26 protein-coding genes and 1 tRNA gene are annotated in these 22,083 nt (G+C 66.4%); 6 read left to right on the top strand and 21 right to left on the bottom strand.

The genetic code is table 11. From position 1 onward, the window contains the following. Nucleotides 1-10: 10 nt before the first annotated feature. Together HMPREF3114_RS15935 and HMPREF3114_RS15930 are read right to left on the bottom strand one after the other, a co-directional pair. The gene (locus tag HMPREF3114_RS15935; RefSeq protein ID WP_053499234.1) at nt 11-361 is read right to left on the bottom strand and encodes an SRPBCC family protein; all 351 of its coding nucleotides are present in this window, start codon (nt 359-361) and stop codon (nt 11-13) included. Then, entirely contained in the window at nt 361-672 is a 312-nt protein-coding gene (locus HMPREF3114_RS15930; protein ID WP_005417843.1) for an ArsR/SmtB family transcription factor, read from the bottom strand. Before HMPREF3114_RS15930 ends, HMPREF3114_RS15935 begins: the two co-directional genes overlap by 1 nt. A gap of 86 nt (nt 673-758) precedes the next feature. Here HMPREF3114_RS15930 and HMPREF3114_RS15925 point away from each other — a divergent pair, with 86 nt between their 5' ends. Then, nucleotides 759-1,451 (top strand): aspartate/glutamate racemase family protein, encoded by a 693-nt coding sequence (locus tag HMPREF3114_RS15925; RefSeq protein WP_053499236.1) that lies wholly within the window; start codon nt 759-761, stop codon nt 1,449-1,451. Nucleotides 1,452-1,463: 12 nt separating this feature from the next. Here the strand turns inward: HMPREF3114_RS15925 and HMPREF3114_RS15920 are convergent, their stop codons facing one another. Continuing rightward, nucleotides 1,464-1,859 (bottom strand): hypothetical protein, encoded by a 396-nt coding sequence (locus tag HMPREF3114_RS15920; RefSeq protein WP_053499239.1) that lies wholly within the window; start codon nt 1,857-1,859, stop codon nt 1,464-1,466. A gap of 242 nt (nt 1,860-2,101) precedes the next feature. Between HMPREF3114_RS15920 and HMPREF3114_RS15915 the strand changes: the two genes are divergently transcribed. Then, nucleotides 2,102-2,617, top strand: a complete 516-nt coding sequence (locus HMPREF3114_RS15915) for a DUF3011 domain-containing protein (RefSeq protein WP_053499241.1) — start codon at nt 2,102-2,104, stop codon at nt 2,615-2,617. Between the two features lie 86 nt (nt 2,618-2,703). Then, a complete protein-coding gene (locus HMPREF3114_RS21230; RefSeq protein WP_005417849.1) occupies nt 2,704-2,841 on the top strand; it encodes a hypothetical protein in 138 nt (45 codons plus the stop codon). Here HMPREF3114_RS21230 and HMPREF3114_RS15910 read toward each other — a convergent pair. The 11 genes from HMPREF3114_RS15910 to thrS all read right to left on the bottom strand — a co-directional run bounded on the left by HMPREF3114_RS15910 (nt 2,820) and on the right by thrS (nt 11,270). Beyond that, the gene (locus HMPREF3114_RS15910) at nt 2,820-3,161 is read right to left on the bottom strand and encodes a low molecular weight protein tyrosine phosphatase family protein (protein ID WP_053499243.1); all 342 of its coding nucleotides are present in this window, start codon (nt 3,159-3,161) and stop codon (nt 2,820-2,822) included. The two genes, HMPREF3114_RS21230 and HMPREF3114_RS15910, sit on opposite strands and share 22 nt — an antisense overlap. Then, nucleotides 3,158-3,358, bottom strand: coding sequence for a hypothetical protein (locus tag HMPREF3114_RS15905; RefSeq protein WP_053499245.1), 201 nt, complete (start codon nt 3,356-3,358; stop codon nt 3,158-3,160). The genes HMPREF3114_RS15910 and HMPREF3114_RS15905 overlap by 4 nt, the downstream gene beginning before the upstream one ends. Nucleotides 3,359-3,475: 117 nt before the next feature. Further along, nucleotides 3,476-3,552: transfer RNA gene (locus HMPREF3114_RS15900), tRNA-Pro, on the bottom strand. Between the two features lie 68 nt (nt 3,553-3,620). Continuing rightward, complete coding sequence (locus HMPREF3114_RS15895; RefSeq protein ID WP_005410431.1) at nt 3,621-3,977, bottom strand: MerR family transcriptional regulator; 357 nt, start codon at nt 3,975-3,977, stop codon at nt 3,621-3,623. Beyond that, nucleotides 3,958-4,257, bottom strand: a complete 300-nt coding sequence (locus HMPREF3114_RS15890; RefSeq protein ID WP_005410432.1) for an integration host factor subunit alpha — start codon at nt 4,255-4,257, stop codon at nt 3,958-3,960. Before HMPREF3114_RS15890 ends, HMPREF3114_RS15895 begins: the two co-directional genes overlap by 20 nt. Nucleotides 4,258-4,284: 27 nt before the next feature. Next, on the bottom strand, nt 4,285-6,666 hold the full coding sequence (pheT, locus tag HMPREF3114_RS15885) for a phenylalanine--tRNA ligase subunit beta (protein WP_053499262.1): 2,382 nt from the start codon (nt 6,664-6,666) through the stop codon (nt 4,285-4,287). 87 nt (nt 6,667-6,753) lie between these two features. After that, nucleotides 6,754-7,749, bottom strand: coding sequence for a phenylalanine--tRNA ligase subunit alpha (locus tag HMPREF3114_RS15880; RefSeq protein WP_005417865.1), 996 nt, complete (start codon nt 7,747-7,749; stop codon nt 6,754-6,756). 193 nt (nt 7,750-7,942) lie between these two features. After that, nucleotides 7,943-8,302, bottom strand: a complete 360-nt coding sequence (gene rplT / locus HMPREF3114_RS15875) for a 50S ribosomal protein L20 (RefSeq protein ID WP_005410435.1) — start codon at nt 8,300-8,302, stop codon at nt 7,943-7,945. 11 nt (nt 8,303-8,313) lie between these two features. Next, a complete protein-coding gene (gene rpmI, locus HMPREF3114_RS20695; protein ID WP_005410436.1) occupies nt 8,314-8,511 on the bottom strand; it encodes a 50S ribosomal protein L35 in 198 nt (65 codons plus the stop codon). Nucleotides 8,512-8,777: 266 nt separating this feature from the next. Beyond that, nucleotides 8,778-9,305 carry a translation initiation factor IF-3 gene (infC, locus tag HMPREF3114_RS15870; RefSeq protein WP_072169143.1) on the bottom strand — a complete coding sequence of 176 codons (528 nt, stop codon included), beginning with the start codon at nt 9,303-9,305 and terminating at the stop codon, nt 8,778-8,780. Nucleotides 9,306-9,368: 63 nt separating this feature from the next. Continuing rightward, nucleotides 9,369-11,270 (bottom strand): threonine--tRNA ligase, encoded by a 1,902-nt coding sequence (thrS, locus tag HMPREF3114_RS15865; protein ID WP_053499247.1) that lies wholly within the window; start codon nt 11,268-11,270, stop codon nt 9,369-9,371. Nucleotides 11,271-11,698: 428 nt separating this feature from the next. Here thrS and HMPREF3114_RS15860 point away from each other — a divergent pair, with 428 nt between their 5' ends. From HMPREF3114_RS15860 to HMPREF3114_RS15850, 3 genes are read left to right on the top strand one after another with little or no spacing between them, the layout of a single operon-like run. After that, entirely contained in the window at nt 11,699-11,995 is a 297-nt protein-coding gene (locus HMPREF3114_RS15860) for a hypothetical protein (RefSeq protein ID WP_005410439.1), read from the top strand. Continuing rightward, nucleotides 11,995-12,258 carry a hypothetical protein gene (locus HMPREF3114_RS15855; protein WP_049452537.1) on the top strand — a complete coding sequence of 88 codons (264 nt, stop codon included), beginning with the start codon at nt 11,995-11,997 and terminating at the stop codon, nt 12,256-12,258. Before HMPREF3114_RS15860 ends, HMPREF3114_RS15855 begins: the two co-directional genes overlap by 1 nt. A 10-nt stretch (nt 12,259-12,268) precedes the next feature. Next, nucleotides 12,269-13,828 carry a PepSY-associated TM helix domain-containing protein gene (locus HMPREF3114_RS15850; RefSeq protein WP_053499249.1) on the top strand — a complete coding sequence of 520 codons (1,560 nt, stop codon included), beginning with the start codon at nt 12,269-12,271 and terminating at the stop codon, nt 13,826-13,828. A gap of 24 nt (nt 13,829-13,852) precedes the next feature. Here HMPREF3114_RS15850 and HMPREF3114_RS15845 read toward each other — a convergent pair whose 3' ends face one another. The 7 genes from HMPREF3114_RS15845 to infB all read right to left on the bottom strand — a co-directional run. Then, nucleotides 13,853-14,254: a VOC family protein gene (locus HMPREF3114_RS15845; protein ID WP_196768677.1), complete on the bottom strand. Its 402-nt coding sequence runs from the start codon at nt 14,252-14,254 to the stop codon at nt 13,853-13,855. A 102-nt stretch (nt 14,255-14,356) separates the two neighbouring features. After that, the gene (locus tag HMPREF3114_RS15840) at nt 14,357-15,547 is read right to left on the bottom strand and encodes a glycoside hydrolase family 18 protein (RefSeq protein ID WP_053499251.1); all 1,191 of its coding nucleotides are present in this window, start codon (nt 15,545-15,547) and stop codon (nt 14,357-14,359) included. 280 nt (nt 15,548-15,827) lie between these two features. Continuing rightward, nucleotides 15,828-17,936 (bottom strand): polyribonucleotide nucleotidyltransferase, encoded by a 2,109-nt coding sequence (gene pnp, locus HMPREF3114_RS15835; RefSeq protein ID WP_053499253.1) that lies wholly within the window; start codon nt 17,934-17,936, stop codon nt 15,828-15,830. Nucleotides 17,937-18,087: 151 nt separating this feature from the next. Continuing rightward, nucleotides 18,088-18,348, bottom strand: a complete 261-nt coding sequence (gene rpsO, locus HMPREF3114_RS15830; RefSeq protein WP_005417886.1) for a 30S ribosomal protein S15 — start codon at nt 18,346-18,348, stop codon at nt 18,088-18,090. 173 nt (nt 18,349-18,521) lie between these two features. Then, nucleotides 18,522-19,430, bottom strand: a complete 909-nt coding sequence (truB, locus tag HMPREF3114_RS15825; protein ID WP_053499255.1) for a tRNA pseudouridine(55) synthase TruB — start codon at nt 19,428-19,430, stop codon at nt 18,522-18,524. Between the two features lie 107 nt (nt 19,431-19,537). After that, nucleotides 19,538-19,921 carry a 30S ribosome-binding factor RbfA gene (gene rbfA, locus HMPREF3114_RS15820; protein WP_053499257.1) on the bottom strand — a complete coding sequence of 128 codons (384 nt, stop codon included), beginning with the start codon at nt 19,919-19,921 and terminating at the stop codon, nt 19,538-19,540. Nucleotides 19,922-20,053: 132 nt separating this feature from the next. After that, the coding region (gene infB, locus HMPREF3114_RS15815; RefSeq protein ID WP_070489988.1) for a translation initiation factor IF-2 at nt 20,054-22,083 on the bottom strand (2,030 nt) is incomplete at its 5' end.

The raw sequence follows: 22,083 nt of genomic DNA, 5'->3' as shown, positions 1-22,083 counted from the left end.
AGGCGCCGGCTCACGCCGCGCGCATCACCGTGCGATGGTCATCGTTGGACGCCGGCGGTATCAGCGCGCGCCGGTCGGTGAGCCGATGCACGATGGTCAGCACCGTTCCCCCATCCTCATCACCGCGCAGCCGGAAACACACCAGGCTGTGCAGATGTGGGGGCTGTGCATCGCGCAAGCGGAATCCGAGCTCCCGCCCCTCCTCGAACAGGCAGGGCTTTGGATCGGCAAGATCGGCGGCAGGCAACCAGCGCTCACGCAGTGCCGGATCGAACAGTGCGCGCCAGACCCGTTCCGGTGGCGCAGGCAACCGCTGCTCCATCACCAGCGCGGGAGCCGCTTCCTTCAGAACATCGTCCATCAGTCCATCTCCTCCAGCAGGTTCTGCAGTGCGGACATCCGCGCCGGCCAGTAGGCCCGGTAACGCTGCAGCCAGCGTCCGATGTGGGCCAGCCCGCGCGGATCGACTTCATAGTGGACGAAGCGCCCCTGGCGCTGCTCACGCACCAGCCCTGCATCGCGCAGCACTGCCAGGTGCTGGGACATCGCAGACTGGCTGATCGCAATGCCCTCGCGCAGCGCGCTGGCATGCCGCCCGCCATCGGCCAGCTTTTCGAAGATGTGGCGGCGGGTGGGGTCAGCCAGCGCCTTGAACAGGGCGTTCTCGATCATGATCAACACATTAGCAACTACTAATGTGTAGTGCAACTGCCACAGCTGCTGTGCTGCAATGACGGCTTCCCGGCATGGAGCAATGCATGAAGACCCTTGGCCTGATCGGCGGCATGAGCTGGGAAAGCTCGGCGCAGTACTACCGGCTCATCAACGAGGCGGTGCGGAATCGCCTCGGTGGCGCGCATTCGGCGCAACTGCTGCTGTGGTCGGTGGATTTCGCCGACATCAAGCAGTTGCAGCACGACGGTCAGTGGGATGTGCTGGGCAACCACATGCTCGATGCCGCGCGGCGACTGCAGGCCGGTGGCGCCGAGCTGCTGGTGATCTGCACCAACACCATGCACATGCTGGCCGGCCGGATCGAAGCCGAATGCCCGCTGCCCCTGCTGCATATCGCCGACCCGACCGCCACGGCGATCCTGCAGGCAGGCATCCGCAAGGTCGGACTGCTCGGCACCGCCTTCACCATGGAGCAGGCGTTCTACCGCGACCGGCTGCAGGACCGCTTCGGGCTGCAGGTACTGGTTCCGGAGGCTGATGATCGCCGCTGCGTGCACGACATCATCTACCAGGAGCTGATCGCCGGCGTGGCCAGCGAGCACTCGCGGCAGGTGTACGCCGGCGTGATTGCGCGGCTGGTCGCGCGCGGCGCCGAAGCGATCATCCTCGGCTGTACCGAGATCATGCTGCTGGTGCGCCCCGAAGACAGTGCGGTGCCGTTGTTCGACACGACCACCCTGCACGCGCTTGCGGCGGTGGACGCTGCGCTGGCCTGACCGCGCGCAGCGTCAGCCTTGGCCCTGGACTTCCAGTGCGGTGATCAGCCAGTCGACCACAGCCTGCGAATCACACAGGAAGAAGATGGCATCGCCCGAACGCGCTTCGGTCAGCAGCCGATAGACGGTAATCGCCACCGCCGACTGGTTGGCGATGAACACCTCCGGGCTGCGCGGCCCTTCGCTGTGGCCGGCCACGGCGTGCAACGCCTTGCGCGCAGCCACGGTGGCGGGCGGGTCTGCGCTGCGGGTCAGTTCCGGCCCGCGCAGGCCCCACGCAATGAACACATGCTTGCCCTTGAACGTGGTGTCCAGGACACGCACCTGCCCGGCCTCTGCGCCAGCCGAGCGATGAATGACGGTACTGCTGATCAACGCAACCCCCTGTGGTCGTCGTGGTCCGCGCATCCTCCTCCGCAAGCCGGCTGCACGCCAGTGACGGCAGCCACAGGCTGCGCCGGCATGCGTGGGAGACATGTAAGAAGGTGTAAGCCGATGCGATCGGATGTGCCGCGATGATAAGGGATGTAAGGCCCTGCATGGGCCGGTGCGCACTACTAAATCCCCACTGAGCCAGCGCCGGAACGATCCGTTCCGACGGCCTCGGGCTGGTCCATTCTTGCGGCCCATTCCCCCTGCCGAGGCTCTCCATGACCCATCGCCTGTTGCCGCCCATTGCCACCTCCGCCCTGGCCCTGCTGCTGGTGGCCACCACGGTGGCCGCCCAGGACTACGACAGCGATCACATTCCGCCGCTGCGTTGCGAGTCGCAGTTCAACAAGACCCAGCAGTGCCCGATCGAAGGCCGCATGCGCATGGCCAGGCAGCTGTCGGTCACCCGCTGCGTCGAGGACCAGAACTGGGGCCAGAGCCGCCGCATGCTCTGGGTCACCGAAGGCTGCCGCGCTGAGTTCGTGGCAGACGAACAGGGGCGCAGCCGCTGGCCGGGGCGCGGCCGGGATCGTGATCGGGATGACGACGGCGAGCGCCTGGTCTGCGAGTCCTACGAGCAGAAGGACAAGGAATGCCGCATCCGCGTGCGTCGCGAGGTGCGCCTGGTCAAGCAGAAGTCGGTGACGCCGTGCGTCGAGGACCGCAACTGGGGCTGGGACCGCCGCGGGGTGTGGGTCAGCGACGGCTGCCGTGCCGAGTTCCGCGTGTATTGACTGCCGACCACACGCTGGCTTTGGCGGATACGCAGGCACGGCCGACGTGATCGATGGACTGGGCGCATCCAGTCCAGGAGCCTGCGATGGCACCCCCCGATCCTTCCTCGACGATGCTGCATATCCGCGAGGTGATGCCCGCCTCGGGTTTCATCGACAGCGGCATCGTGCATGGATTGGACGAAGGCGATCCGGAGCTGATCTACCGCTTTTCCGGCAGCTGATCGAGATACGTGGTCACCTTTGCGTCCAGCAGGTCCATCAACACCGGATCCATGCAACGATAGTCGTCGGGGATGTCCAGGCAATGCAGGCGCTTGTGTTCCAGCAGGCGCGCGTACGCGGCCCGCAGGCGATGCTGGTGCTTGGCCTCCATCACGAAGATGACATCGGCCCAGCGGATATCCGCCGAGCCGATGGGGCGTCGTGCGTGCGGGCTGGTGCCGGCCGACAGCGCGTTGAAGCCGGGCCGCCGTCGCCACATGGCTTCGGCGGTCGGGCTCCGCAGCTGGTTGCGGCTGCAGACGAACAGCAGGTTGATCATTCCTGTTCCTGCAGTTGCCGGGCGCTGAGGACCGGATAGGTGAAGCCCAGCTGGCGTGCACGCGCGAGCTTGGCATCGCGCGTATACAACAGCTTCCAGCTCTTCTCGGGCTTGTAGCGGCAGGCGGTCGTGGCGCGGTCGCCACCACGATTGCGGGCCTGGCTGCGACGCCAGGCACGGTTTCTTGCAGATTCCATGATGTGTTCTCGTGAGTACCGGGTTCAGCAGCCGCGGTAGTACGAGTGGCGCGCAGCATACACCGCACGCACAAAAAAGCCCACGCATCGCTGCGCGGGCTTCTTGATTCATCACAGTGGTCGGGACGGCCGGATTCGAACCGACGACCCTCTGCCCCCCAGGCAGATGCGCTACCAGGCTGCGCTACGCCCCGACTGATGCTGCGATGTGCCCGCCAGTGCGGCGGGCCGTGAAGTATAGCGGATTACGATGGAAATTGGATCAGCGGCGCAGCAACTGCAGCACTTCTTCCAGCTCCATGCGCACCTGCTTGATGATCTGGTTGCTCAGCGCCGATTCCTCGCGGGCATCGGGACCATCCAGGCGCAGGCGTGCACCACCGATGGTGTAGCCCTGTTCGTACAGCAGGCTGCGGATCTGCCGCACCATCAGCACGTCATGGCGCTGGTAGTAGCGGCGGTTGCCTCGGCGCTTGGCCGGCTCAAGGCTGGGAAACTCGGTTTCCCAGTAGCGCAGGACGTGCGGCTTGACGTCGCACAGCTCGCTGACCTCACCGATGGTGAAGTAGCGCTTGGCCGGGATCGGCGGTAGTTCGCGGTTACTGCCCGGATCCAGCATAAGCTTCCACCCTCTCCTTGAGCTTCTGGCCCGGCCGGAAGGTGACCACCGTACGGGCGGAAATCGGAATTTCCTCGCCGGTCTTCGGGTTGCGACCCGGGCGCTGGTTCTTGCGCCGCAGATCGAAATTGCCGAAGCCCGACAGCTTCACCTGACGTCCCTGTTCCAATGCTTCACGCAGCACATCGAAAAACGCGTCGACGAATTCCTTGGCTTCCCGCTTGTTCAGACCGACTTCGTCGAACAGCTTTTCCGCCATCTCCGCCTTGGTCAATGCCATTGCCTGCTACCCCCGAGTGCTGCCCGCTCAGCCGCGGATCCGGGCGTGGTGTTCACGCTCGATGGCAGTGACCGCCTCGGCCACCACCGCATCCACGTCGCGGTCCGTCAGAGTGCGCGACTTGTCCTGCAAAATCAAGCCCATAGCGAGACTCTTGAATCCCGGCTCGACGCCCTGGCCGACGTAACGGTCGAACAGGTTCAGGTCGCGCAGCAGCGGGCCGGCGGCCTGGCGCACGGTCGCCGCCAGATCGGCCCAAGCCACCTGTTCAGGCACCAGGAACGCCAGGTCGCGACGCACCGCCGGGAAGCGCGACAGCTCGCCGGCACGTGGCAGGCGACGGGCGGTCAGCGGTTCCAGATCCAGCTCGAAGGCGTAGACATCGGCCTCGATATCCATCGCCTTGGCCAGACGCGGGTGGATCTGGCCGATCCAGCCGATCGCCACGCCATCGCGGAACACCTCGGCCGACCGCGCCGGGTGGCCGTAGGCACGGGCCGACGGGCGGAACTCCAGTACCGCACCACTGGCAGCCGCCAGCGATTCCAGGTCGCCCTTCAGGTCATGGAAGTCGACCTTGCGAGTCGGCAGGCCCCACTGCACCGCCTGCGCGTCACCGCAGACAGCTGCCGCCACGCGCGGCGTTTCCAGCGGTGCCGGTTGGCCATCTCCGGCCTGCTGGGCGAACACGCGGCCGAGCTCGAACAGGCGCACGCGGCCGAGCTGGCGGGCGGCGTTGCGGCCCAGTGTGGCGACCAGGCCCGGCAGCAGCGACGGACGCATTACCGCCAGTTCGGCCGACAGTGGATTGGCCAGTGGCACCAGGCCGTCGCGCAGCTGCCACTGGGCCAGCAGCGCATCGTCGACGAAGGCGAAATTGACGGTTTCCTGCTGGTCACGGGCGATCAGCTGGCGGCGCACGCTCAGCGCGTCCAGCTGGGTCTCGCTCGGCATCGCCACGCGGGCGGCACCGCCCGGCAGCGTGGTCGGGATCTGCTCGTAACCGTGGATGCGGGCCAGCTCTTCGATCAGGTCTTCTTCAATGGCGATGTCGAAGCGGCGGCTCGGCGCGACCACCTGCCAGCCGTCGGCAGCAGCAACCACGTCCATGCCCAGCGCGCGCAGGATGCGCTCGACTTCCGCATCGTCGATGGTGATGCCGAGCACGCGGGTGATGCGGGCGCGGCGCAGCACGATGGTTGCCGGCTGCGGCAGATCGGCTTCACGCACGGCCTCGGTAACCGGCGCCGGGGTGCCGCCCGCCAGGTCCAGCACCAGGCGAGTGGCGTACTCGATCGCGATGCGCGGCAGCGCCGGATCGACGCCGCGCTCGAAGCGGTGGCCGGCATCGGTGTGCAGGCCCAGCTTGCGGCCACGGCCCATGATTGCAGCCGGCGCGAAGTGCGCGGCTTCCAGGAACACGGCGGTGGTTGCGTCGGTGACACGGGTGTCGAAGCCGCCCATCAGGCCAGCCAGGCCGATAGCACGATCGGCGTCGGTGACCACCAGGAAGCTGTCGTCCAGCGCCGCATCGCGGCCGTCCAGCAGCTTCAGCGTCTCGCCCGCGCGCGAACGGCGCACGGCAATGCTGCCCTGCAGGGTGCCGAGGTCGTAGGCGTGCATCGGCTGGCCCAGCTCCAGCATCACATACTGGGTGATGTCGACCAGCAGCGAGACCGGACGCACGCCACTGCGGCGCAGGCGCTCGGCCATCCACAACGGAGTCTTGGCGGCGGCGTTGACGCCCTCGATGACACGGCCCAGGTAACGCGGCGCTTCGGCGCCGGCGTCGAGCTGGATGCTCAGCTCACGGCTGCCGACTGCCGGAATGGCCTCGGCAGCGAAGTCCAGCACTTCGCTGCGGGTGGCGGCGGCGACGTCATAGGCGATGCCGCGCAGGCTGAAGCAGTCGGCGCGGTTCGGGGTCAGCTTGATCTCGATGCTGGCGTCCGGCAGGCCCAGGTAGTCGACCAGGGCCTGGCCGACCGGCGCGTCATCGGGCAGCTCCAGCAGGCCGGAGGCATCGTTGTCCAGGCCCAGCTCCTTGGCCGAGCACAGCATGCCGTTGGACTCGACGCCGCGCAGCTTGGCCGGCTTGATCTTCAGCTCGCCGATCTGCGCACCCACCATGGCCAGCGGCGCGACCAGGCCCGGGCGCGCGTTCGGTGCGCCGCAGACGATCTGCAGCAGTTCGCCCTGCCCGGCATCGACCCTGCACACCTGCAGGCGATCAGCTTCGGGATGGCGCACGGCCTCGACGATGCGCGCCACGACCACGTGATCGAGGCCTTCGCCCAGCGCGGTCACTTCTTCCACTTCCAGGCCGATGGCGGTCAGCACTGCACTCAGTTCATCGCGCGAGGCGCCGGTCGGGACATGGCTGCGCAGCCAGTTTTCGGAGAATTTCATGGTGTCACCCTGGTGGGCCCGGCGCATGCGCCTGGGCCTGCGAATTTAGGAGCAGCCGAGCATGGCTCGGCTCTACATGGTTGCGGCTTACGCGAACTGTTTCAGGAATCGCACGTCGTTCTCGAAGAACGCGCGCAGATCGTTGACGCCGTAACGAAGCATCGCGAAACGCTCCACGCCCATGCCGAACGCGAAGCCGGTGTAGCGCTCCGGATCGATGCCGACGTTGCGCAGCACGTTCGGATGGACCATGCCGCAGCCCAGCACTTCCAGCCAGCGGGTGCTGCCGTCGGGCTGCTGCCAGGCAATGTCCACTTCCGCGCCCGGCTCCACGAACGGGAAATAGCTGGGGCGGAAGCGCATCTCGAAGTCGCGCTCGAAGAAGGCGCGCACGAACTCGGCCAGCGTGCCCTTCAGGTCGGCGAAGGTCGAATGCTCGTCCACCAGCAGGCCTTCCACCTGGTGGAACATCGGCGAATGGGTCTGGTCGCTGTCGCTGCGGTACACCTTGCCGGCGGCGATCATGCGCAGTGGCGGCGCGTGGTCGCCCATGTAGCGCACCTGCACGCCGGAGGTGTGCGTGCGCAGCAGGCGGCCGTCGCCGAAGTAGAAGGTGTCGTGCATGGCGCGCGCCGGATGGTGCGGCGGGAAGTTCAGCGCCTCGAAATTGTGCCAGTCGTCCTCGATCTCCGGCCCTTCCGACAGCTCGTAGCCCAGCCGGCCGAAGATGCCGGTGATGCGCTCCAGGGTGCGGGTGATCGGGTGCAGGCCGGCACGGTCGCCGTTGCGGCCCGGCAGGGTGATGTCGATGGCTTCGGCGGCCAGGCGCGCATCCAGCGCTGCGTCTTCCAGCAGCGCCTTGCGCTCGCCCAGCGCGCGGGTCAGCGCGTCGCGGGCCTGGTTGATCGCTTCACCAGCGGCCTTGCGCTCGTCCGCCGGCAGGGCGCCGAGCTGCTTGAGCTGCGAGGTGATGCTGCCACTCTTGCCAAGCAGGGCCACGCGCAGCTGTTCCAGCACGTCGGGACTCTGTGCGGCGGCCACATCGGCCAGCGCCTGGGTGGTGAGGGATTGGATGTCGCTCATGGGGGGCCGGAACTCCAGTCGATCTGCCATCGCGATGCGCGAAGGGCCGACCCCTGTCGCCACCGCCGTCCCCGCGCTGCCGCCATGGCCTCGCCGGAACCCAAAAAAGAATGGGGAAGGACTTGCGCCCTTCCCCATGCATTGCCTTGACCTGACACCGTTCCGAGTGAACGGTTACGGCATCGGGAAGGACTTATGCCGCCAGCGCGCCCTTGGCCTTTTCGGCCAGCGCAGCAAAACCGGCTGCGTCGTGCACGGCGATGTCAGCCAGGACCTTGCGATCCAGGGTGATGCCAGCCTTCAGCAGGCCGTTCATGAAGCGGCTGTAGCTCAGGCCGTTGATGCGGGCAGCCGCATTGATACGGGTGATCCACAGCGAACGGAAGTTGCGCTTCTTCTGCTTACGGCCGATGTAGGCGTACTGCTGTGCCTTGATGACCGCCTGCTTGGCGACGCGGAAGACCTTGCGACGGGCGTTGTAATAGCCCTTGGCGAGATCCAGGATCTTCTTGTGGCGGCGACGCGCCTGTACGCCACGCTTAACTCGTGCCATTTTTCAGTTCCTCAGAGGTAAGGGAGCATGCGGTCCAGACGGCCTGCGTCTTCTGCACGGACATGGCCCGTCTGACGCAGATTACGCTTACGCTTGGTCGCTTTCTTCGTGAGGATGTGGCTACGGTTGGCGTGGCCGCACTTGTACTTGCCCGAGGCGGTCTTGCGGAAACGCTTGGCCGCTGCCCGGTTGGTCTTGATCTTGGGCATTGCAATGTCCTTGATGGGATATGACCCTGGTTTCTGACTGATCTGGCGGCGGCCTGGGCCGCTCTTTCCGTCCTGCCATGATCGGCGTACGACCCGTCCTGGGTGGGTCGAGCCGGGCATGATACAGGCAAAACCGCCCTGCCACCAGCCCCTGCAGCCCTTTCGCCGGCACTTCACCGGCATCCTGCAAAAGCAAAGGGACGCCAGCGGCGTCCCTTTATCCTGAACCATTCAGCCAGGCGCCCCGGAAGGCGGCCCGTCCGGCCTCAGGTCTTCTTCTTCGGCGCGATCATCATGACCATCTGACGCCCTTCCAGGCGCGGACGGGATTCAATGACGATGTCCTCGCCCAGATCGGCCTCGATCCGGTTGGCCATTTCACGACCCAGTTCCTGGTGGCTCATTTCACGGCCACGGAAGCGGATGTTGACCTTGATCTTGTCGCCCTCTTCAAGGAACCCGCGCATCTTGCGCAGCTTGATCTGGTAGTCGCCCTCGTCCGTGACCGGACGGAACTTCACTTCCTTGATCTCGACCTGCTTGGTCTTCTTCTTGGCCTCGCTGGCCTTCTTCTGCGCTTCGAACTTGAACTTGCCGAAGTCCATGATCTTGCAGACCGGCGGATCGGCCTGCGGCTGGATCTCGACCAGGTCCAGGCCTTCATCTTCGGCCATGGACAGCGCTTCGTCGCGCGACAACACGCCGATCATTTCTCCGTCACTGCCGATCACGCGGACGCGCGGCACACGGATTTCCTGATTCTTGCGGTTCTGTTTGTTGTCAGGGGTGCTGATATTACGTTCTCCCAAGGGTATCGAACCGGTCCGGGTGCCTGTGCGCCCGGACCGGACCTTTGCTTACGCGCCCTCGGCCTGGAGCCGCTCGATGAAGGCCTGCAGGCTCATGCTGCCCAGGTCTTCGCCAGAACGCGTACGCACCGCCACAGCCCCATTCTCCTTCTCGCGGTCACCGATGACCAGCAGGTAGGGCACGCGCTGCAACGTATGCTCGCGGATTTTATAGCCGATCTTCTCGTTACGCAAATCCGAGCTGACGCGGAAGCCTTGCTCCGCAAGGGTTTTGGTCACGCCCGAGACGTAGTCGGCCTGGGCGTCGGTGATGTTGGCCACCACCACCTGGGTCGGTGCCAGCCAGGCCGGGAACTGGCCGGCATGGTGCTCGATCAGGATGCCCAGGAAGCGCTCCATCGAGCCGACGATGGCGCGGTGCAGCATGACCGGGTGCTTCTTCTGGCTGTTCTCGTCCACGTACTCGGCGCCCAGGCGGCCCGGCATCATGAAGTCGACCTGCATGGTGCCCAGCTGCCAGGTACGGCCGATCGCGTCCTTCAGGTGGTACTCGATCTTCGGGCCGTAGAAGGCACCCTCGCCCGGCAGCTCCTGCCATTCCACGCCACAGGCGGTCAGCGCCGAGCGCAGCGCGCCTTCGGCCTTGTCCCAGGTGGCGTCGTCACCCAGGCGCGACTCCGGACGCAGCGCGATCTTGATCTGGATCTCGTCGAAGCCGAAGTGCCGGTAAACCGCCAGCGCCTGCTGGTGGAAGGCCGTCACTTCCGACTCGATCTGGTTTTCCGTGCAGAACACGTGGCCGTCGTCCTGGGTGAAACCACGCACGCGCAGGATGCCGTGCAGCGCGCCGGACGGCTCGTTGCGGTGGCAGGAACCGAACTCACCGTAGCGGATCGGCAGGTCGCGGTAGCTGTGCAGGCCCTGGTTGAACACCTGGATGTGGCCCGGGCAGTTCATCGGCTTGACCGCGTACGTGCGCTTCTCCGATTCGGTGAAGAACATGTTGTCCTGGTAGTTGTCCCAGTGGCCGGACTTCTTCCACAGGCTCACGTCCAGGATCTGCGGGCAGCGCACTTCGCCGTAGCCGCTGTTGCGGTAGACCTTGCGCATGTACTGCTCGACCACCTGCCACAGTGCCCAGCCCTTCGGATGCCAGAACACCAGGCCCGGGGCTTCTTCCTGCAGGTGGAACAGGTCCTGCTGCTTGCCGATGCGGCGGTGGTCGCGCATCTCGGCTTCCTCGATGCGCTTGATGTACGCCTCGAGCTGCTTCTTGTCGGCCCAGGCGGTGCCGTAGATGCGCTGCAGCTGTTCGTTCTGCGCATCGCCGCGCCAGTAGGCGCCGGAGATGCGGGTCAGCTTGAAGGCCTTCAGGAAGCGCGTGTTGGGCACGTGCGGGCCGCGGCACATGTCCACGTATTCCTGGTGGTAGTACATGCCCATCGCCTGGATGTCGTCGGACATGTCTTCGATCAGGCGCAGCTTGTAGTCCTCGCCACGGGCCTTGAAGATCTCGATCACCTCGGCGCGCGGCGTCATCTTCTTGATGACGTCGTAGTCCTGGGCGATCAGTTCACCCATGCGCTTCTCGATCGCGGCCATGTCGTCCGGCGTGAACGGGCGCTCGGAATAGATGTCGTAGTAGAAGCCCTCGGCGATCACCGGGCCGATCACCATCTTCACGTCCGGGTACAGCTGCTTGACGGCGTGGCCGACCAGGTGGGCGCAGGAGTGGCGGATGATCTCCACGCCCTCCTCGTCCTTGGCGGTGATGATGCGCAGGCTGGCATCGTGGTCGATGACGTCGCTGGCATCGACCAGCACGCCATCGACGGAACCGGCGATGGTGGCCTTGGCCAGGCCGGCACCGATCGACTGGGCGACGTCCATGACGCTGACGGGATTTTCGAACTCGCGGCGGCTGCCGTCGGGAAGGGTAATGTTGATCATCGCAGTGGCTTCGTGCGGGGCCCGCGGGGCGGGCTGGAAAGCGTTCCCGGGCCGCGGCCCGGGCAATAAAAAAGCGCCGCGAGGGCGCCTGGAACACAGGGCCTTCGGGGGCAGGTCAACAGTGGGCGGTGGTAGTGCTCATGTCGCACGCTCGGCCGGCGCTGGGCGCGGGCCACCTTGTTCCAGTCAGGAGTCTGCGACGATCTTAAACCAGCGCACCGGAAAGCCCAAGGGCTGCCGTGCGGTCCGCTGAATGGCCGGCGCTGGCGGCGTGAAAACGCAATGATTACCATGTCCGCGCAGCCCGCCCCGTGCCAGCCTGCCCGCTTCCCCCAGGACCTCGTGATGCGCCACCCGCTCCGACCGGCTCCCGCCGGCCCCGCCCGTGCCCCGCGTTCGCCGGCCCACTGCCGCGGCGCCCGCCCGCAATGATCACCGTCGGCCTTTCCACCCTGGGCTTCTGCAGCCTGGGCATGCTGGCAGCGATGTTTTCGGCACTGGCCTTCTACGCCGCCTCGCCGCACTGCCGTTGGCCCCGCCTGCGCCGCGCCGGTCGCCTCGGCCGCCAGATCGGCCTGGTCGCCGCCGCTGCTGCCCTGTGGTTGTGGATGGCCGAACTCGGCTTCGCTGCCGGTCTGGTGGCGATGCTGTGCACCTGGATGCTCGCCGCGATGCTGCTGCCGGCGCTGGCCGCCTGGCATCGCCCGGGCACGGAGTCGCCGTGATGTGGTCGCGCGCCATCGCCGGCATCATCGCTGGCTTCCTGCTTGCGGCCGCCGCCACCGGCCTGCTGGCCTGGCTGCCGCCCGGCCCGTGGCAGCGCGCACTGGTGCCGACCCTGATCGCCTTCATCCCGTTATGGATGCTGGCCGCCCTGTGGGCGTTCAGCTTCCGCAGCGCACTGCGCGCCTGGCTGGTTCTGGGTGGCAGCGCCGCGGCCGGCTTCGCCGTGCTCGGGCTGCTGCGCCTGACCGGCGCGGTGCAATGAGAGCTCCCCCATGAAGTTCAGTTCGCAGACGCTGCGCACGTTCACCACCCTGCACACCTGGGTCGGCCTGGTCGCCGGCTTCGGCCTTTTCGTGGCCTTCTATGCGGGTGCGCTGACCCTGTTCCATCACGACTTGCCGCTGTGGCAGACCCCGGGCGCAGCCACCGCCTTGCCGGCGGGCCTGGACGATGCGCAGTACCTGCTGGAAGACGTACTGGCGACACACCCGGAGGCCCGCCGCCACGTTGGCATGACCTTCCCCGGCACCGAACACCCGCAGCCCCTGGCGTACTGGCAGGCCGATGACGGCAGCTGGCGCTACGCCTGGCCGGGCCAGATCGCCGGCAGCCCCTCGCCGCCGCAGACCGGACTGGCAGAACTGGTCAACGAACTGCACTACAGCCTCGGCCTGCCGGTGGCCGGCATCTATGTGATGGGCATCGTCAGCCTGCTGTATGGCATGGCGCTGCTGAGCGGCCTGGTGATCCACCTGCCGAGGCTGTTCGGCGACCTGTTCGCGCTGCGCCCGGGCCGCAACCTGAAGCAGCTGTGGCAGGACGCGCACAACGTGATCGGCGTGCTCAGCCTGCCTTTCCACCTGATGTTCGCAGTCACGGGCGCCCTGCTGTGCCTGGTGTTCGTGCAGATGGCCCTGCTCAATCCGCTGATCTACGACGGCAAGGCGCTGCAAGCGGTACCGACCGCGATGGACACTGCGCCGGTGCGCGATGCCAGCGGGATTCCGGCGCCACCGGGCAGCCTGCGCGTGCTGCATGCGCGCGCACTTGAAGTGGCCCGCGCGCAGGGCGTGGCCAACTTTGAACCGGCCTACCTGAAGCTGGCCAATGGCGGCGATGCCAACGCCACGATCGAGATCACCGGCGAGGCCAGTGGCACCCTCGGCCCGCTTGGTGCCGTGGCATTGGACGTCGCCACCGGCAACCTGCTCGCGTCGCAGCTGCCGGGCCAGCGCGACGCCAACCACGCCACGCTCAGCGCCGCCTACGCGCTGCACTTCGGTGAGTTCGGCAACGGCGTGGTGGTCTGGCTGTACTTCCTGCTCGGCCTCGGCGGTGCGTTCCTGTTCTACTCCGGCAACCTGCTGTGGATCGAGTCGCGGCGCAAGCGTCGCCAGCCACAACAGCCACGTGCCGGTGTGAACATGGCGCGGGCCACGGTCGGCGTGTGCATCGGCCTGTGCGTGGCGATCTCGGTCGCGTTCGTCACCGCACTGGTGCTGGAGCGGCTGGCACCGTCGGCGGTCGACCACGGCATCCGCTGGGCCTGCTTCGGCAGCTGGGCAGCCTGTGCGCTGTGGGCTGCACTGCGCCGCCCCGCGCAGGCCGCGCGCGAACTGCTGTGGGCCGCAGCGATCAGCACTGCACTGGTGCCGGTCCTGCACGGTGCACTCAATGGTGACTGGCTGTGGCGCGCCGCCGCGCGTGGCCAGTGGCCGCTGTTCTGGATCGATGCCATCGCGCTGGCCATGGCCTTCGGCTTCGCCCGCCTGGCCGTCGCCAGCCAGCGCCGCGCCCGCAACGGCGATCCGAACAGCGTCTGGGCGAACTGAAGCGTCGCCGGGCACGAGCCGGCGCTACCGCTGCGGGCGCTCTTCGCCCGGGTAACGACTCACTTCGATCAGGTTGCCATCCGGGTCGCGGAAGTACACTGATTCGATCGGTCCCAGCGCACCGGTACGCGCGACCGGCCCCTCCTCCACCACAATGGCCTGCGCCTGCAGGTGTGCCAGCACATCGACCATCACTGTGCGCGTGACCAGGCACAGATCGGCACTCCCCGGCGTGGGTCGCAGCGCATGCGGCTGCAGTGGCGCATTGGCCGGATGCAGGTTGATCTTCTGCTGGCCGAACTGCAGCGCGCTACGTCCCGCGCCGAAGCGTACGACCTGCATGCCGAGCACGCGCTGGTAGAAGTCACAGCTGCGTTCGATGTCGGCGACGGTGAGAACCAGGTGGTCCAGGCGTTCGAGATGGATCATGCGCAAAGCGTAGCGCCGCCGGCGTCATCGCACTGTGCGGTGTCGGGTCGCTGGCGTTGCGGCATGGCGCCGGGCATCGGCCCGGTGCCAGCAGGCGACTCAATCGCCGATGCGCGCCTTCTGCCACGGGCCGAGCATGGCGTTGAGCAGGCTGGCCTGCTCGTCGTCGCCGGTCAGCTCCCACATGAACACTCCGGCCAGGCCCTGCTCGCGGGCGAACTGCGCACGCAGGCCGATCGAACGCGGGTCCTCATAGCTGATGAGGATTTTCTGCCCGGCGTTGTACAGCCACGGGCTCTGCGCCTGCGGCTGCCAGTGTCTGGTCCAACCCGGCTGGTCGAGATAGCGCGCCTTGATCACCCGCCAGTCGCCGGCATCGGCCGGTGCACTGTAGGGCTGATACAGGCCGTCCGGTGCATCGCCGGTGACCTTGAAGCCGCGCCCGTAGAACGGCACGCCCAGCACCAGCTTGTCGGCCGGCACGCCATGTTCACGGTAGTACTGCACGGCGCCGGCCACGTTGTTCCAGCGGCGCAGCTCCGGCGCCAGCGGATCGGCCGGCACTTCATGCAAGGGCGCATTGAAGGTCGACACCGACGAGAAGCCGGTGCCCATGTCGTAGCTCATCAGGTTGATGAAATCGAACACCCTGGCCAGCGCCGGCAGGTCGTAGCTCGCCGCTGGATCATAGGGACCGTCGGTCTGCAGGCGGCCGGCGGCCAACGCGGCGGTCAGCAGCATCGGCTGGCCCACCTTGCGACCGCGTGCATCGAGTGCCTGGCGGAAGGACTGCGCAAGCCGGGTCAGGTTGGCGCGATCCTGCGGGCGATGCGCCAGCTCCTTCGGTCCGCCACTGACCGGGAATTCCCAGTCGATGTCCACGCCATCGAAGCTGCCGGCGTGGCGTTCGAAGAACAGCGCCATGCACGAATCGACCAGGCGCCTGCGGCTGGCCTCGGTCAGCGCTGCATCGGAGAACCCACCCGCGCCCCAGCCACCGATCGAAATCAGCGTGCGCAGGTGCGGATGCGCCTTCTTGAGTTCGGCCAGTGCGGCGAAATTCTTCGGCGCTTCCGCACCGACCGTGCAGCGGCCGTCCTCGATGGTGGAGAACGCGTAGAACAGGTGGGTCAGGCGCTCGGCCGGAATGCTCGACACCGGATAGCGCTCGGCCGATCCGCCAGGGTAGTAGGCGCCGAAGATCGGCGGCTGTGCGGGCGCTGCGTGCGCGGCAATGGGCAGGGCACCGGCAATCAGCACGGCAAGGACGGCCACGGTCTGGCGGAACATGGGATCTCCCGGTTCAAAGGCGCCGTCACGTTAGCAAACCGATGGGGCTGTGGTGCGGATGTCGCGGCATGTCGTCCCATGGACAGGTGCGATCCGTGCAACCGTGACAGAACGATGGCCGCGTGGCGGCGATCATGCACTGCAGCAGGACATGCAGCGACCTGGATGAGCTTCTCTTCACAACATCGAGGCAAAGAAAAAGCGGGCCGAAGCCCGCTTTTTCATTTGCGAAAGCGTGAGGACCAACGGTCCTCACCCACCGCACGATCAGCAGTACCGATTATTCGGCGCTGGCGCCTTCGCCCTCTTCGACTGCCTTCATCGACAGGCGGATACGGCCCTGCTTGTCGACTTCCAGCACCTTGACCTTGACCACATCGCCTTCCTTCAGCTTGTCGCCGACCTTCTCGACGCGCTCGCTGGAGATCTGCGACACGTGGACCAGGCCGTCCTTGCCCGGCAGGATGGTAACGAACGCACCGAAGTCCATGATCTTGGCGACCTTGCCTTCGTAGATGCGGCCCGGCTCGACGTCCGAGGTGATCTGCTCGATGCGGGCCTTGGCGGCCTGGGCAGCGATGGCGTTGACCGACGCGATGACGATGGTGCCGTCGTCCTGGATGTCGATCTGGGTGCCGGTTTCCTTGGTGATGGCCTGGATGGTCGAGCCACCCTTGCCGATCACTTCGCGGATCTTGTCCGGGTGGATCTTGATGGTCAGCAGGCGCGGCGCGTAGTCCGACAGCTCCTCACGCGGAGCGGTCAGGCCGTGGGCCATTTCACCCAGGATGTGCAGACGGCCAGCCTTGGCCTGCTGCAGGGCCTGCTTCATGATCTCTTCGGTGATGCCTTCGATCTTGATGTCCATCTGCAGGGCGGAAATGCCCTCAGCGGTACCGGCCACCTTGAAGTCCATGTCGCCCAGGTGATCTTCGTCACCCAGGATGTCGGACAGGACCACGAAACGGTCGCCTTCCTTGACCAGACCCATGGCGATGCCTGCCACCGGGGCCTTCACCGGCACGCCGGCGTCCATCAGCGCCAGCGACGAGCCGCAGACCGAGGCCATCGACGAGGAACCGTTCGACTCGGTGATTTCCGAAACAACGCGGATGGTGTACGGGAAGGCTTCCAGCGACGGCATGACAGCCAGCACGCCGCGCTTGGCCAGACGACCGTGGCCGATTTCGCGGCGCTTCGGGCCCATCATGCGGCCGCACTCGCCCACCGAGAACGGAGGGAAGTTGTAGTGGAACAGGAAGTTTTCCTTGTACTCACCGGCAACGGCATCGATGACCTGGCCATCACGGGCGGTGCCCAGGGTGATGGTCACGATGGCCTGGGTTTCGCCGCGGGTGAACAGCGAGGAACCGTGGGTACGCGGCAGCACGCCAGTCTTCACGGCGATCGGGCGGACGGTGTCCAGCGCACGGCCGTCGATACGGACCTTGGTGTCCAGCACCGAGTCACGCATGGTGCGGTATTCCAGCTCGCCGAATTCCTTCGACAGCTCGGCCGGGTTCCAGCCTTCGGCGGCCACGCGGCCCGCCAGGGCTTCGAACACGTCCTTCTTGATCGCCGAGATGGCGTCACGGCGCTGCAGCTTGTCGCGCACCTGGAAGGCTTCGCCCAGGCGCGGGCCGATGGCTTCCTTCAGCGCGGAGATCAGCGCGTCGTTCTTGGCCGGGGCTTCCCAGGTCGACGGCTTGGTGCCGGCTTCGACGGTCAGCTCGTTGATCGCGTTGATGACCTTCTGCATTTCGCGGTGACCGAAAGTCACGGCGCCCAGCATCACGTCTTCGGACAGCAGCGCGGCTTCGGATTCGACCATCAGCACGGCATTGGAGGTACCGGCAACGACCAGTTCCAGCTGCGAGTCAGCCAGTTCGCTGACGGTCGGGTTCAGGATGTACTCGCCGTTCTTGTAGCCGACCTTGGCAGCGCCGATCGGGCCCATGAACGGGGTGCCGGCCAGGGCCAGGGCAGCCGAGGCGCCGATCAGGGCCGGGATGTCGCCATCCACGTCCGGGTTCAGCGACATGACCGTGGCGATGATCTGCACTTCGTTCTTGTAGTCTTCCGGGAACAGCGGACGGATCGGACGGTCGATCAGACGCGAGATCAGCGTTTCCTTCTCGGTCGCACGGCCTTCACGCTTGAAGAAACCACCCGGGATGCGGCCGCCGGCGTAGAACTTTTCCTGATAATCGACGGTCAGCGGGAAGAAGTCCTGGCCTTCGCGCGCGCTCTTGGCGGCGACGGCGGTGACCAGCAGTACGGTGTCGTCCATCTTGACGATGACCGCGCCGCTGGCCTGGCGGGCGACTTCGCCGGTCTCAAGCGTGACGGTGTGCTTGCCGTACTGGAAGGTTTTGGTGATTTTTGCCACGGAGGGTGTCCTTGGGGATGCTGTCTGCGAATTTGGACCGTCGGCGACCCTTGCCGCCAGCGGGTGGCCGGATCGTTCCGGCCTGAATCGGGGATTGCGGTGCTACAAAACAAAACCGCGGCGCATCGCTGCGCCGCGGGGGATTCGTTGCTTAGCGACGCAGGCCAAGCTTTTCGATCAGGGCCTTGTAACGCTCGACGTCCTTCTTCTTCAGGTAGTCGAGCAGGCTGCGACGGCGGTTGACCATCTGCAGCAGGCCGCGGCGGCTGTGGTGATCCTTCTTGTGGGTCTTGAAGTGGCCGGTCAGCAGTTCGATGCGGGCGGTCAGCAGGGCAACCTGGACTTCCGGGGAGCCGGTGTCAGCGGCGCTGCGCTTGTTGTCTTCAATGACCTTCTGGGTGTCGATCGACATTTCTTTTATCTCTGTGATGCGTGGCCGGCAGGAACGCGCTTCGCGCACCGCCAGGCTCGCCGTGGACTACGAGGATGAAACCTGCGCGAGGCAGGTTGCCGGAAAACGGCCGCGAAATTGTAACGGCCAGGGGCTTCCGGGACAAGGACCGGGGCTGAACCACCCTGCCCCGGTCAGAGGTTGAAACGGCGCTGCGGGGCCAGCAGGCCACTGTCGTCGACCTGGCCCAGGCCCTGGACAGCATCGTCCGGACCGAACACGGCCACCAGGCCATGCGGCCAGGACGCGTCACGCTGGCGCTGGCCGACGCAGAAGCGGTGGGTCTGCCCGGCATCGAGGTCGACCCGCGGGTATCCAGCCAGGCCGGCTGCCAGCGGCAGCAGCAGCGCGTCCATGCCCGCCTCGTCGCCGGCCTCGGCCATCGCCCGCAACTGGTCCAGGGTGACCATCGCCGGCGCGCGGAACGGTTCGACCCACAGCCGGCGCAGCGCGCTGATGTGGGCGCCACAGCCCAGGCGTTCGCCGAGATCGCGGGCCAGGCTGCGGATATAGGTGCCGGAGCCACAGGTCACGCGCAGGTGCAGGCGCCCGGGCAGCTGTTCGAGCACCTCGATCGCGTGCACCTGGACCTCGCGCTCCGGAGCCTCGATGGCCTCGCCGCGGCGGGCCTTCACATACAGCGGTTCCCCGCCCTGCTTCAGCGCCGAATAGATCGGAGCCCGCTGACGGATGTTCCCCGTCAGTGGCGCCAGCGCAGCCTGCAGGGCCTCGGCGCTGATCACCGGCACCGGGCGCTGCACCAGCACCTGGCCCTCGGCATCATCGGTATCCGTGGTCTGGCCGAGGACGATCTCGGCATCGTACGCCTTGGCCGAACCCAGCAGCAGGCCGGCGATCTTGGTGGCCTCGCCGAAGCATAGTGGCAGCAGGCCGGTGGCCAACGGGTCGAGGCTGCCGGTGTGGCCACCCTTCTCGGCACGGAACAGGCGGCGCGCCACCTGCAGGGCGGCGTTGGAGCTCATGCCGGTCGACTTGTCGAGCAGCAGGATGCCATCCAGGCGGCGGAACTGAATTCGGGTCATGGCAGGAATGTGTAGGGCCGAGCCATGCTCGGCTGCCGCAGCGCGGTCTGCGTCAGACGTCGCACAGCCGGAATGCAACGACGCCGGGCATGCCCGGCGTCGCGCGGTTATTCGTCGTCGCTCGCGCGACGCTTCTCCGCGGCCAGCGTATCGGGCAGGTCGCGCAGGATGTTGTCGATGTGCTCACCACGGTCGACCGAGTCGTCGTAGTGGAAATGCAGCTCCGGCACGTGGCGCAGCTTCATCGCGCGGGCCAGGTCCATGCGCAGGCGGTAGCCCAGCTCCTTCAGGCCGGCCACGGCTTCAGCCGAGCGTTCCGGCATCAGGGCGGTGACGAACACCTTGGCATGGGCCATGTCGCGGGTGATTTCCACGTCGGACACGCTCACCGAGGGCAACCCGTGCTCGCGCACGGCGTTGTGCACCAGGGTGCCGAGTTCACGGCGCAGCTGGGCGGAGACACGGTCGGTTCGATGGAAAGTCTTGGGCACGAGCAGCTCTTGGTTCAGTTGTCGCCCGACCAACGGTCGGGCGCTACCTTTGATTCGATTGTCGCCCGACCAACGGTCGGGCGCTACAGGTACATGATAGGGCCCGACCGTTGGTCGGGCCACCTTGCAGCATTACAGGGTGCGCGGCACTTCGATACGCTCGAAGCACTCGATCTGGTCGCCCGGCTTGACGTCGTTGTAGGCCTTCACCGCGATACCGCATTCGGTACCGTTGCGGACTTCCTCGACGTTCTCCTTGAAGCGACGCAGCGATTCCAGCTCGCCCTCGAAGATCACCACGCTGTCGCGCAGCACGCGGATCGGCTTGTTGCGCTTGACCACGCCCTCGATGACCATCGAGCCGGCAACGGCGCCCAGCTTGGAGCTGCGGAAGACGTCGCGGACCTCGGCGATACCGATGATCTCTTCGCGGATCTCCACGCCCAGCAGACCGGATGCCACCTGCTTCACCTGATCGATCACGTCATAGATGATCGAGAAGTAACGCAGGTCGACGCCGTTGGATTCAATGATGCGACGGGCCGAAGCATCCGCACGCACGTTGAAGCCGATGACGGTGGCCTTCGAAGCAGCCGCCGAGTTGGCATCCGATTCGGTGATGCCGCCGACGCCGGAGTGGATCACGTTGATGCGGATGTCTTCGTTGGACAGCGCGACCAGTGCCTGGCTCAGGGCCTGCACCGAACCCTGCACGTCGGCCTTGATGACCAGGTTGAGGACCTGCTGGCCCTCGCCCTTGCCCAGGGTCGCCATGATGTCTTCCATGCGGCTGCCAGCGGTGGCGACCAGGCGCGATTCACGGCGTTTGGTCTCACGCTGCTGGGCAACATCCTTGGCCAGGCGCTCGTCCTCGACCACCACGAAGTCGTCTCCGGCTTCCGGCACACCGGACAGGCCCAGGACCTGCACCGGGATCGACGGGCCGGCGAACTCCGGCTGCTTGCCGGTTTCGTCGAACAGCGCACGCACGCGGCCGTACTGGATACCGCACACCAGGTAGTCGCCCTTCTTCAGGCGGCCCTGCTGCACCAGCACCGTAGCGACCGGGCCGCGGCCCTTGTCCAGCGACGATTCGATCACCACGCCCGAGGCGCGACCTTCGTCGACGGCCTTCAGTTCCAGCAGTTCGGCCTGCACCGACACCGCGTCCAGCAGGTCGTCGATGCCCAGGCCGGTCTTGGCCGAGATCTCCACCATCTGGATGTCACCACCGAACTCTTCGGCCACGACCTGCTCGGAGAGCAGCTCGTTCTTGACCCGCATCGGGTCGGCACCGGACTTGTCGATCTTGTTGATCGCCACGATCAGCGGCACACCCGCCGAACGGGCGTGCTGGATCGCTTCCTTGGTCTGCGGCATGACGCCGTCGTCGGCAGCAACCACCAGCACCACGATGTCGGTCAGCTTGGCACCGCGGGCACGCATCGAGGTGAACGCGGCGTGGCCCGGGGTATCCAGGAAGCTGATGACGCCCTTGGGCGTCTCGACGTGGTAGGCGCCGATATGCTGGGTGATGCCGCCGGCTTCGCCGTGGGCAACCTTGGTGCGGCGGATGTAGTCCAGCAGCGAGGTCTTGCCGTGGTCCACGTGACCCATGATGGTGACCACCGGCGGGCGCTGTACGGCTTCGCCCTGGTTTTCACCGGTCGAAGCCAGCAGCGCGTCTTCGGCATCGTTGTCGTTGGCACGGATCGCCTTGTGGCCGAGTTCTTCGGTCACCAGCGCAGCGGTGTCGTGGTCGATGGACTGGGTGATGGTCGCCATCACGCCCATCTTGAACAGCGCCTTCACCACCTCGCCGCCCTTCAGCGCGAGCTTCTGCGCCAGGTCGGCCACGGTGATGGTCTCGCCGATCGCGACTTCACGCACGACCGGTGCAGTCGGGCGTTCGAACGCGTGCGGACCGGCATTGTTGCCACCACGCGACATGTCGCGACGGCCACCGGACTGGTTGCGGCCACCCGGACGTCCACGCGAATTGCTGTTGTTGCTGTTGCCACGACGCGCACGGTCGGCGGCCGACAGGTGCATCTGGCCGGCGAAGCGGTCGCCCGGGCCACGCTCGTTGCGCGGCGCGCTGCGGTTGTTGCGCTCGTCGTTGCGCGGCGGCGGCGGCGGAGCACCACGCGGCGCAGCCGGGG

The organism is Stenotrophomonas sp. HMSC10F07 (assembly GCF_001807895.1).
In the GTDB taxonomy this organism is placed as follows: domain Bacteria; phylum Pseudomonadota; class Gammaproteobacteria; order Xanthomonadales; family Xanthomonadaceae; genus Stenotrophomonas; species Stenotrophomonas sepilia.
Note: the sequence above shows the minus strand (reverse complement) of the source record. Positions and strands in the feature narration are given on the sequence as shown.

Excerpts from the sequence above, each read along its gene's own strand:
- HMPREF3114_RS15910 (WP_053499243.1), bottom strand. The coding sequence starts at position 3,161 with ATGATCAACCTGCTGTTCGTCTGCAGCCGCAACCAGCTGCGGAGCCCG.
- HMPREF3114_RS15850 (WP_053499249.1), top strand. The coding sequence starts at position 12,269 with ATGAAGTTCAGTTCGCAGACGCTGCGCACGTTCACCACCCTGCACACC.
- HMPREF3114_RS15860 (WP_005410439.1), top strand. The coding sequence starts at position 11,699 with ATGATCACCGTCGGCCTTTCCACCCTGGGCTTCTGCAGCCTGGGCATG.
- truB (WP_053499255.1), bottom strand. The coding sequence starts at position 19,430 with ATGACCCGAATTCAGTTCCGCCGCCTGGATGGCATCCTGCTGCTCGAC.
- HMPREF3114_RS15880 (WP_005417865.1), bottom strand. The coding sequence starts at position 7,749 with ATGAGCGACATCCAATCCCTCACCACCCAGGCGCTGGCCGATGTGGCC.
- HMPREF3114_RS15925 (WP_053499236.1), top strand. The coding sequence starts at position 759 with ATGAAGACCCTTGGCCTGATCGGCGGCATGAGCTGGGAAAGCTCGGCG.
- HMPREF3114_RS15890 (WP_005410432.1), bottom strand. The coding sequence starts at position 4,257 with ATGGCATTGACCAAGGCGGAGATGGCGGAAAAGCTGTTCGACGAAGTC.
- thrS (WP_053499247.1), bottom strand. The coding sequence starts at position 11,270 with ATGATCAACATTACCCTTCCCGACGGCAGCCGCCGCGAGTTCGAAAAT.
- HMPREF3114_RS15855 (WP_049452537.1), top strand. The coding sequence starts at position 11,995 with ATGTGGTCGCGCGCCATCGCCGGCATCATCGCTGGCTTCCTGCTTGCG.
- HMPREF3114_RS15915 (WP_053499241.1), top strand. The coding sequence starts at position 2,102 with ATGACCCATCGCCTGTTGCCGCCCATTGCCACCTCCGCCCTGGCCCTG.
- HMPREF3114_RS15895 (WP_005410431.1), bottom strand. The coding sequence starts at position 3,977 with ATGCTGGATCCGGGCAGTAACCGCGAACTACCGCCGATCCCGGCCAAG.
- HMPREF3114_RS15905 (WP_053499245.1), bottom strand. The coding sequence starts at position 3,358 with ATGGAATCTGCAAGAAACCGTGCCTGGCGTCGCAGCCAGGCCCGCAAT.
- HMPREF3114_RS15920 (WP_053499239.1), bottom strand. The coding sequence starts at position 1,859 with ATGCGCGGACCACGACGACCACAGGGGGTTGCGTTGATCAGCAGTACC.
- rpmI (WP_005410436.1), bottom strand. The coding sequence starts at position 8,511 with ATGCCCAAGATCAAGACCAACCGGGCAGCGGCCAAGCGTTTCCGCAAG.
- pheT (WP_053499262.1), bottom strand. The coding sequence starts at position 6,666 with ATGAAATTCTCCGAAAACTGGCTGCGCAGCCATGTCCCGACCGGCGCC.
- rpsO (WP_005417886.1), bottom strand. The coding sequence starts at position 18,348 with ATGTCGATCGACACCCAGAAGGTCATTGAAGACAACAAGCGCAGCGCC.
- rplT (WP_005410435.1), bottom strand. The coding sequence starts at position 8,302 with ATGGCACGAGTTAAGCGTGGCGTACAGGCGCGTCGCCGCCACAAGAAG.
- HMPREF3114_RS15840 (WP_053499251.1), bottom strand. The coding sequence starts at position 15,547 with ATGTTCCGCCAGACCGTGGCCGTCCTTGCCGTGCTGATTGCCGGTGCC.
- HMPREF3114_RS15930 (WP_005417843.1), bottom strand. The coding sequence starts at position 672 with ATGATCGAGAACGCCCTGTTCAAGGCGCTGGCTGACCCCACCCGCCGC.
- HMPREF3114_RS21230 (WP_005417849.1), top strand. The coding sequence starts at position 2,704 with ATGGCACCCCCCGATCCTTCCTCGACGATGCTGCATATCCGCGAGGTG.
- HMPREF3114_RS15935 (WP_053499234.1), bottom strand. The coding sequence starts at position 361 with ATGGACGATGTTCTGAAGGAAGCGGCTCCCGCGCTGGTGATGGAGCAG.